Genomic DNA, 7,928 nt, shown 5'->3' on the forward strand with positions numbered 1-7,928 from the left:
AGGTCCTGCTGACGATCGAAAAGGGCTCGCCGGGCGGGTTCGGCGCGAATGGTGCTGCACATGCTGTCGGAGACGGGGGCCCTGGACGCGGGCGGGGTCCGGGTGCGGACGCTGACGCTGCCGGACACCTACCAGGAACACGACAGCCCCGAGAAGATGTAAGCCGAGGCCGGCCTCGACGCCAAAGCCATCGTCAAGGCGGTCCTCGATGCCCTGCCCGAGCGGAAGGACGGCCGGTCGCGCCTGCGCCTCGCCTGAGCGGGAGGGTCCTTCGGCCCCTTGGATGACCGGGCGGGCCGCCTGTCGGGAAGGCCCGCCCAGGGATCTTGCTCCCTCGGCGCCGCCAATCCCGGCGGCGCCGGATCCCTGGCGTGACGATCCTCGTCCCCCGGATCGCCGTCTTCCGCGATGACGGGCGCGCCAGCCGATCGGCGAGTGTCGCGGCCCCGGCCGTCTTGCCGGCGCGCGCGATCCTCCGCATATCGCCGGCACGGGGTGAGGGCGCGCCGCGCCTTCCGAACCCTGCCGGTAAGCCTGTCGCATCGCGCCGACACGGGGACGAACGAGCGGATGACCTCCGAAAAGCTGCGCCTCGGCGTCAACATCGATCACGTCGCGACCGTCCGCAACGCCCGCGGCGGCGATTACCCGGACCCGGTGCGGGCGGCGCTGCTCGCCGTCGAGGCGGGCGCCGACGGCATCACCGCGCATCTGCGCGAGGACCGGCGCCATATCCGCGATACCGATATCGCCGCGCTGAAGCGCGGATTGTCCGTGCCGCTCAATTTCGAGATGGCGGCCACCGACGAAATGGTGGCGATCGCGCTGGCCACGCGGCCCCATGCCGCCTGCCTCGTCCCGGAGAAGCGCGAGGAGCGCACCACCGAGGGCGGGCTCGACATCGTCGGCGGCCGGGAGCACCTCGCGCCGCGCATCCGGACCCTCGCGGAAGCCGGTATCCGCGTCTCGCTGTTCGTCGAGCCGGAGCCCGCGGTGATGGACGCCGCCCATGCCCTGGGGGCGCCGGTGGTCGAGTTGCACACGGGCAGCTACTGCGAGGCCGCCCTTGAGGACGATGAAGGCCGCACGGCCCACGAACTCGCCCGCCTCCGGCGCGCAGCCGAGCACGGGGCCGGCCTCGGCCTGGAGATCCATGCGGGTCACGGGCTGACCCTCGGCAGCGTCGGGCCGGTGGCGGCGCTGCCGCAGATCCGGGAGCTCAATATCGGCCATTCGCTGATCGCCGACGCGATCTTCGTGGGGCTCGACCAAGCGGTGCGCGACATGCGGGCCGCCATGGATCGGGCCCGGCTCGCATGATCGTCGGGATTGGCTCGGATCTCTGCGACATCCGCCGGATCGCCCGGACCCTGGAGCGGCACGGCGCGCGCTTCACCCACCGAGTCTTCACCGAGGGCGAGCGGGCCCGCTGCGACCGGCGGGCCGCCTGTGCCGAGGGCTACGCCCGGCGCTTCGCCGCCAAGGAGGCCTGCGCCAAGGCGCTGGGGACGGGTTTCAGCGCCGGCGTGTTCTGGCGTGACATGGAGGTGGTGAACCTGCCCTCCGGACAGCCGACCCTCCGGCTGGCGGGCGGTGCGGCCGCGCGGCTCGCGGAACTTCTGCCGGCCGGACACGCGGCGCGCCTGCATGTGAGCCTCACGGACGATCCACCGATGGCACAAGCCTTCGTGATCATTGAAGCCCTGCCGGTCTCTGTCGCCGGTTGAGGCGGCCATCGCGGATTAGCCGGCCCCGGTCGCGCGTTGCGGGGGGCTCGCGCATGGTCTAGACCGCCGCTCACAGCGGACACGATTGCGGCGCATTCCTCGGGCCAACCGCACATCAGCAAGCCGCGCGCGGCGGGGCTGCGCCCCGCTGGCGGCAGGTGACGAACCTCAACCAAAGACGGAACGCGCGCGTGGATTACGACGGCAAGCCGCTCAGGAAACCCGCCGAGACCGGCACCTGGGCCAGCATCCGCGAGACGCTGAAGGTCGGCATCCAGGCGCTGCTGATCGCCCTGGTGGTGCGGACGCTGCTGTTCCAGCCGTTCAACATCCCCTCAGGGTCGCTGGTCCCGACCCTGCTGATCGGCGATTACCTGTTCGTATCGAAATATTCCTACGGCTACTCCAAGTACTCGCTGCCGCTGTCGGAATACATCCCGATTCAGGCCGAGGGCCGGATCTGGGGCGTCGATCCGAAGCGCGGCGACATCGCGGTGTTCAAGCTGCCCAAGGACAATTCGACCGACTACATCAAGCGCGTGATCGGCCTGCCGGGCGACAAGATCCAGATGATCGACGGCGTGCTCAACATCAACGGCAAGGCGGTGAAGCGCGAGCGGATCGCCGATTACGAGACGACCGATCCCTACGGGCAGCCCACCAAGGTGCCGCAATATATGGAGACCCTGCCCAATGGCGTGGTCCACCGGGTGATCGAGCGCGACGGCGACAATGGTTTCTGGGACAAGACCGAGCTGTACACGGTTCCGCCCGGTCACTTTTTCATGATGGGCGACAACCGCGACAACTCCACCGATTCGCGCGACCTCGCCAATGTCGGCTACGTGCCCTTCGCCAATCTGGTCGGGCGCGCCGAGATGATCTTCTTCTCGATCGACGAGGGGACCCCGGCGTGGCAGGTCTGGAACTGGCCGGCCCACGTGCGCTGGTCGCGCCTGTTCACGACGATCCATTGACCGGTCCGGACTTGGACGACGCCGCGCAGCCCCGGGCCAACGCCCGATCCCGTCGGGCCCACAAGCCGCGGCCGCCCCTGAGCGCGCTCGAGGAGCGGATCGGGCACAGCTTCGCCGATCAGGACCTGCTCACCCGTGCCCTGACCCATACCAGCAAGTCCAGCGGTCGGGGCGGCAGCTACCAGCGCCTGGAATTCCTCGGCGACCGGGTGCTCGGGCTCGCGGTCGCCGATCGCCTTTACGGCGCCTTTCCGGAGGCCGACGAGGGCGATCTCTCCCGGCGGCTCGCCGCCCTGGTCCGACGTGAGACCTGCGCGGTTGTGGCCGCGTCCTGGGAGGTCGGACCGCACCTGATCCTCGGCCAGGGCGAGGTGATGGGTGGCGGCCGGCGCAATCAGACGATCCTCGCCGACGTCTGCGAGGCGATCCTGGGGGCGATCTACCTCGACGCCGGCTTCGACGCCGCCCGGGCGGTGGTCGAGGCGCATTTCCGCCCGGGCGAGCCGACGGCTGCGGCACGGGGCCGTGACGCCAAATCGGCCTTGCAAGAATGGGCCATGGGCCGCAGCCTGCCGATCCCCACCTATGCGGTGGTCGAACGCACGGGTCCCGACCACGCGCCCCGGTTCCGCATCGCCGTCCAGGTCGAGGGCCTCGAGCCCGGCCTCGGCGACGGCACCTCGAAGCGGATTGCCGAGCAGGCCGCCGCCCGGGCGCTGATGGAGCGAGAGGGAATCGGAGCCTCCGCGGATGCGGGGCCGACGGAGACAGCATGAACACGCACGAACCGGACGATCACGACGCGCAGGACGGCCCCGGCGCCATGCCGGGCCAGGAGCCCGCGCGCGATCCGTCCATGCTCCCGGGCACGCCCGCCGACGCCCGGGCCGGCTTCGTCGCGCTGATCGGCGTGCCGAATGCCGGCAAGTCGACCCTGCTCAACAACCTCGTCGGCACCAAGGTCTCGATCGTCTCCCGGAAGGTGCAGACGACCCGGGCGCTGGTGCGGGGCATCCTCATCGAGGGCTCGGCCCAGGTCGTGCTCGTCGACACCCCCGGCATCTTCGCGCCCAAGCGCCGCCTCGACCGGGCGATGGTGCATTCGGCCTGGAGCGGCGCCGCCGATGCCGACGCGGTCTGCCTGCTGGTCGATGCGCGCAAGGGCGTCGATGCGGAGGTGGAGGCCGTGCTCGGGCGGCTCGGCGAGGTGAAGCGCGAAAAGCTGCTGATCCTCAACAAGATCGACCTGATCCCGCGCGAGCGCCTGCTCGACCTCGCCGCCAAGCTCAACGCCGCGGCGCCCTTCGCCGAGACCTTCATGATCTCGGCGTTGAACGGCGACGGCGTGGACGATCTGCGCCGCGCCCTCGCGGCCCGGATGCCGCCGGGCCCCTGGCTCTATCCGGAGGATCAGGTCTCGGACGCGCCGCTGCGCATGCTCGCCGCCGAGATCACCCGCGAGAAGATCTACGACCGGCTTCACGAGGAACTGCCCTATCGCTCGACGGTGGAAACCGACCAGTGGCAGATCCGGCCCGACGGGTCGGTGCGGATCGAGCAGACGATCTTCGTCGAGCGGGAGAGCCAGCGATCCATCGTGCTCGGCAAGGGCGGCCAGACCATCCGGTCGATCGGGCAGGCGGCCCGCGTCGAGATCGCCGAGGCGGCCGACGCCAAGGTCCACCTGTTCCTGCACGTGAAGGTGCGGGAGAACTGGGCCGACGATCCGGCCCGCTACCGCGAGATGGGCCTCGAATTCCCGCGCGGCTGACGACGGGGCCGCGCCCGGGAGGCTGGGCTTCCCGGCCGGTTCCGGTATAAACGCGGTGTTCCCCCGGATGAACCGAGTCGGGCGCGGGCTTGCCCCGCTCCGCCGCGGATTCGCGTTCCGGCGTTGGCTCTCCAGATCCCGAACCGTTCATGCGCCATGCCGTCTACGGCCTGCCGCCGGCCGACCTCGCTGAGGTTCCCGGCGACGCCGTCCAGCTTTCCCCCATGATCCCCGGCGCCGCACGGCTGGAGGATCTGTCCGAGAACAGCCTCGACGCGGCCACGGTGCTCGCGCCGCCCGGAACGGTCGAGCGGCGCTACGTGCTGGCCCAGGTGCTGCGCGCCCTCGGGCCGGGCGGGCGCATGGTCGCCCTGGCCCCGAAGGACCGGGGCGGCACCCGTCTCGCCAAGGAGCTGACGACCTTCGGCTGCGCCGCCGCCGACCAGCCGCGCCGGCATCACCGGATCTGCACGGCGGAGCGCCCGACAGAGCCGGCCGGACTCGCCGAGGCGATCGACGAGGGCGGTCCGCGCCATGTCGACAACCTCGCCCTGTGCACGCAGCCCGGAATCTTCTCGTGGGACCGGCTGGATGCCGGCACGGCGCTGCTCCTGGCGAATCTGCCGGCCTTCAAGGGCCGCGGCGCCGATTTCGGCTGCGGCCTCGGGATCCTGTCCCGGGCAGTGCTGGGCTCGGACGCGGTCACCGCCCTGACGCTGGTGGAGATCGACCGCCGGGCCGTCGAGATGGCCCGGCGCAACGTCGCCGACCCGCGGGCCACGATCCACTGGGCGGATGTCCGGACGCCCGGCGTGGTGCCGGACCAGCTCGACTTCATCGTCACCAATCCGCCGTTTCACGAGGCCGGAACCGAGGACCCGTCCCTCGGCCGCGCATTCATCGCCCGGGCATCCGAGGTTCTGCGGCCGGGCGGCACGCTCTGGCTCGTGGCCAACGCGCATCTGCCTTACGAGGCGCCCCTGCGCGCGGCGTTCCGGAGCGTCTCCGTCGCCGTGCAGGCGAACGGCTTCCGCGTCTACGAGGCGCGCCGGTGAGCGCAGCCAAGTCCGTCCGGCTCGACAAGCTCCTCGCCAATCTCGGCTATGGCTCGCGCCGCGAGATCCAGACCCTCGCCCGCGCCGGCGCGATCCGCCTCGATGGCGCGGATCTGGACGATGCCGGCGACCGGATCGCCCTCGCTCCGGATCTGCCGGACCGGCTGACGATCGACGGCGCGCCCGTCGATCCGCTGCCCGGCCTGTGTCTGATGCTGCACAAGCCGCTCGGCGTGACCTGCTCGCACAAGGAGGCCGGTCCGCTGGTCTACGGGCTTCTGCCGGAGCGCTGGCGCCGCCGTGACCCGCCGCTCTCGACCGTCGGGCGGCTCGACAAGGAGACCTCGGGCCTCCTGCTGCTGACCGACGATGGCGCTCTGCTGCACCGGATCATCAGCCCGAAGGCGCAGGTGGCCAAGCGCTACCGCGTCACCCTCGACCGGCCGCTGACCGGCGGGGAGGCGGCGGTCTTCGCCGCCGGCACGCTGATGCTCGAGGGTGAGGACCGCCCGCTGCTGCCGGTGCACCTCGACGTCGCCGATGCCACGCATTGCGCGGTGACGCTGACGGAGGGCCGCTACCATCAGGTCCGCCGGATGTTCGCCGCCATCGGCAACCACGTCACGGCCCTGCACCGGGATCGGGTCGGCGGCCTCGACCTGCCGGCGGATCTGGCGGCGGGGGATTACCGGGTGATGACCGCCGGGGACGTGGCGGCGGTGTTTGCGGCTGCGTGAGCCGTCCCGTGTTCGAGGGCGACCAGCGCGGCGACCGGGCAAGATTGACGCAAGACTGACGATTGCGCCGACGACGGCCGGGGCCTGGATGCCGATCGCGCGGGCCCCGTTCCGCGCCTTGCCTTCGCACCCGGCCTCTGCTAAGCGCCGGCCCATCCCACACGCGGAGCCGGCCTCATGCCTGAATGAGGCGTTTCCGGTGGTCGTCCGAGATCTCGGCCGGCCGCATCCCTCCGCGGCGGATATAACCGGAGAGTACACAGACATGGCCGTCGATTTCTCTATGCGTCAGCTCCTCGAGGCGGGGGCGCATTTCGGTCACCAGGCGCACCGCTGGAACCCGAAGATGCAGCCCTACATCTTCGGAACGCGCAACAACATCCACATCATCGATCTGGCCCAGACCGTGCCGGCGATGCACCAGGCGCTGCAGGCGGTGAGCGACACCGTCGCCAAGGGCGGCCGCGTGCTGTTCGTCGGCACCAAGCGCCAGGCGGCCGACACGATCGCCGAGGCGGCCAAGCGCTCGGCCCAGTACTATGTCAATTCCCGCTGGCTGGGCGGCATGCTCACCAACTGGAAGACGATCTCGGGTTCGATCTCGCGCCTGCGCAAGGTCACCGAGACGCTGGAGACCGGCGGCCCGGGCCTGACCAAGAAGGAGCGCCTGATGCTCTCCCGTGAGAAGGAGAAGCTCGAGAAGGCGCTCGGCGGCATCAAGGACATGGGCGGCGTCCCCGACCTGCTGTTCGTGATCGACACCAACAAGGAGCAGCTGGCGATCAAGGAGGCGAACCGCCTCGGCATCCCGGTGGCCGCCATCGTCGACACGAACTGCAACCCGGACGGCATCAGCTACATCGTCCCGGCCAACGACGATGCGGGCCGCGCCATCGCGCTCTACTGCGACCTGATCGCCAAGGCCGCCATCGACGGCATCTCGCGCGCCCAGGGCTCGTCGGGCATGGATCTCGGCGCCTCCGAGGAGCCGATGGCCGAGGAGCTGCCGGCCAACGACGACGCGGCCGTCACGGTCGAGTCCGACGCCCTCGACCCGGCCGACGTGGCGATGCTCGCCGAGTCGACCGAGCATTTCGAGCTGCTCGCCGCCCCGCGCGGCGCGCCGGACGACCTGACCAAGCTCAACGGCGCCGGCCCGCAGATCGTCCAGAAGCTGAACGACGCCGGCATCTACCACTACTGGCAGCTCGCCGCGATGACCCCCGAGGACGTTGCCAAGGTCGACGCCGACCTGAAGCTCAACGGCCGCATCGACCGCGATTCGTGGGTCTCGCAGGCCCGTGGCTTCGTCGAGGCCGCCGCCGCAGCCTGATCCATCGGGACTCCGCGGCGGCACCGTCATCGGGCCGTCGCGGTTCCAGGCATACCGGGCCCGGCCGCTCACCCGCGCGCCGGGCCTCTCGCATCCAGACCACACGAAAGGGACCGCCATGGCCAACATCACCGCCGCGATGGTGAAGGAGCTCCGGGAGAAGACCGGCGCCGGCATGATGGACTGCAAGGGCGCGCTCAACGAGACGCAGGGCGACATCGAGGCCGCCGTCGACTGGCTGCGCAAGAAGGGTCTCGCCAAGGCCGCCAAGAAAGCCGGCCGCGTCGCCGCCGAGGGCCTCGTGGCCGTCAAGTCCGCCGGCACCACG

Annotated in this window: 8 protein-coding genes and 2 pseudogenes; all 10 read left to right on the forward strand. The window is 70.7% G+C overall.

The features are described 5' to 3' along the window. A pseudogene (locus tag I53_RS31230) lies at nucleotides 1–258 on the forward strand (transketolase C-terminal domain-containing protein); the annotation flags it as partial. Between the two features lie 312 nt (nucleotides 259–570). Continuing rightward, nucleotides 571–1,320, forward strand: a complete 750-nt coding sequence (locus I53_RS12560) for a pyridoxine 5'-phosphate synthase (protein WP_043351181.1) — start codon at nucleotides 571–573, stop codon at nucleotides 1,318–1,320. Continuing rightward, nucleotides 1,317–1,727: a holo-ACP synthase gene (gene acpS / locus I53_RS12565; RefSeq protein WP_043351183.1), complete on the forward strand. Its 411-nt coding sequence runs from the start codon at nucleotides 1,317–1,319 to the stop codon at nucleotides 1,725–1,727. Before I53_RS12560 ends, acpS begins: the two co-directional genes overlap by 4 nt. 191 nt (nucleotides 1,728–1,918) lie before the next feature. Beyond that, nucleotides 1,919–2,704 (forward strand): signal peptidase I, encoded by a 786-nt coding sequence (gene lepB / locus I53_RS12570; protein WP_085987653.1) that lies wholly within the window; start codon nucleotides 1,919–1,921, stop codon nucleotides 2,702–2,704. Then, a complete protein-coding gene (gene rnc, locus I53_RS12575; protein WP_081948668.1) occupies nucleotides 2,701–3,480 on the forward strand; it encodes a ribonuclease III in 780 nt (259 codons plus the stop codon). The genes lepB and rnc overlap by 4 nt, the downstream gene beginning before the upstream one ends. Beyond that, a complete protein-coding gene (gene era, locus I53_RS12580) occupies nucleotides 3,477–4,475 on the forward strand; it encodes a GTPase Era (protein WP_043351189.1) in 999 nt (332 codons plus the stop codon). The genes rnc and era overlap by 4 nt, the downstream gene beginning before the upstream one ends. A 149-nt stretch (nucleotides 4,476–4,624) precedes the next feature. After that, nucleotides 4,625–5,530, forward strand: coding sequence for a class I SAM-dependent methyltransferase (locus I53_RS12585; protein ID WP_043351191.1), 906 nt, complete (start codon nucleotides 4,625–4,627; stop codon nucleotides 5,528–5,530). Continuing rightward, entirely contained in the window at nucleotides 5,527–6,267 is a 741-nt protein-coding gene (locus I53_RS12590) for a pseudouridine synthase (protein ID WP_043351196.1), read from the forward strand. Before I53_RS12585 ends, I53_RS12590 begins: the two co-directional genes overlap by 4 nt. A 265-nt stretch (nucleotides 6,268–6,532) precedes the next feature. Beyond that, complete coding sequence (locus I53_RS12595) at nucleotides 6,533–7,600, forward strand: 30S ribosomal protein S2 (RefSeq protein ID WP_012320390.1); 1,068 nt, start codon at nucleotides 6,533–6,535, stop codon at nucleotides 7,598–7,600. A gap of 118 nt (nucleotides 7,601–7,718) precedes the next feature. After that, nucleotides 7,719–7,928 (forward strand): annotated as a pseudogene (locus tag I53_RS12600) (elongation factor Ts); the annotation flags it as partial.

This window comes from Methylobacterium sp. B1 (assembly GCF_000333255.1).
GTDB classification, from domain to species: domain Bacteria; phylum Pseudomonadota; class Alphaproteobacteria; order Rhizobiales; family Beijerinckiaceae; genus Methylobacterium; species Methylobacterium fujisawaense.

Coding starts and splice junctions, on each gene's coding strand:
- I53_RS12560 (WP_043351181.1), top strand. CDS start 571: ATGACCTCCGAAAAGCTGCGCCTCGGCGTCAACATCGATCACGTCGCG.
- acpS (WP_043351183.1), top strand. CDS start 1,317: ATGATCGTCGGGATTGGCTCGGATCTCTGCGACATCCGCCGGATCGCC.
- era (WP_043351189.1), top strand. CDS start 3,477: ATGAACACGCACGAACCGGACGATCACGACGCGCAGGACGGCCCCGGC.
- I53_RS12585 (WP_043351191.1), top strand. CDS start 4,625: ATGCGCCATGCCGTCTACGGCCTGCCGCCGGCCGACCTCGCTGAGGTT.
- I53_RS12595 (WP_012320390.1), top strand. CDS start 6,533: ATGGCCGTCGATTTCTCTATGCGTCAGCTCCTCGAGGCGGGGGCGCAT.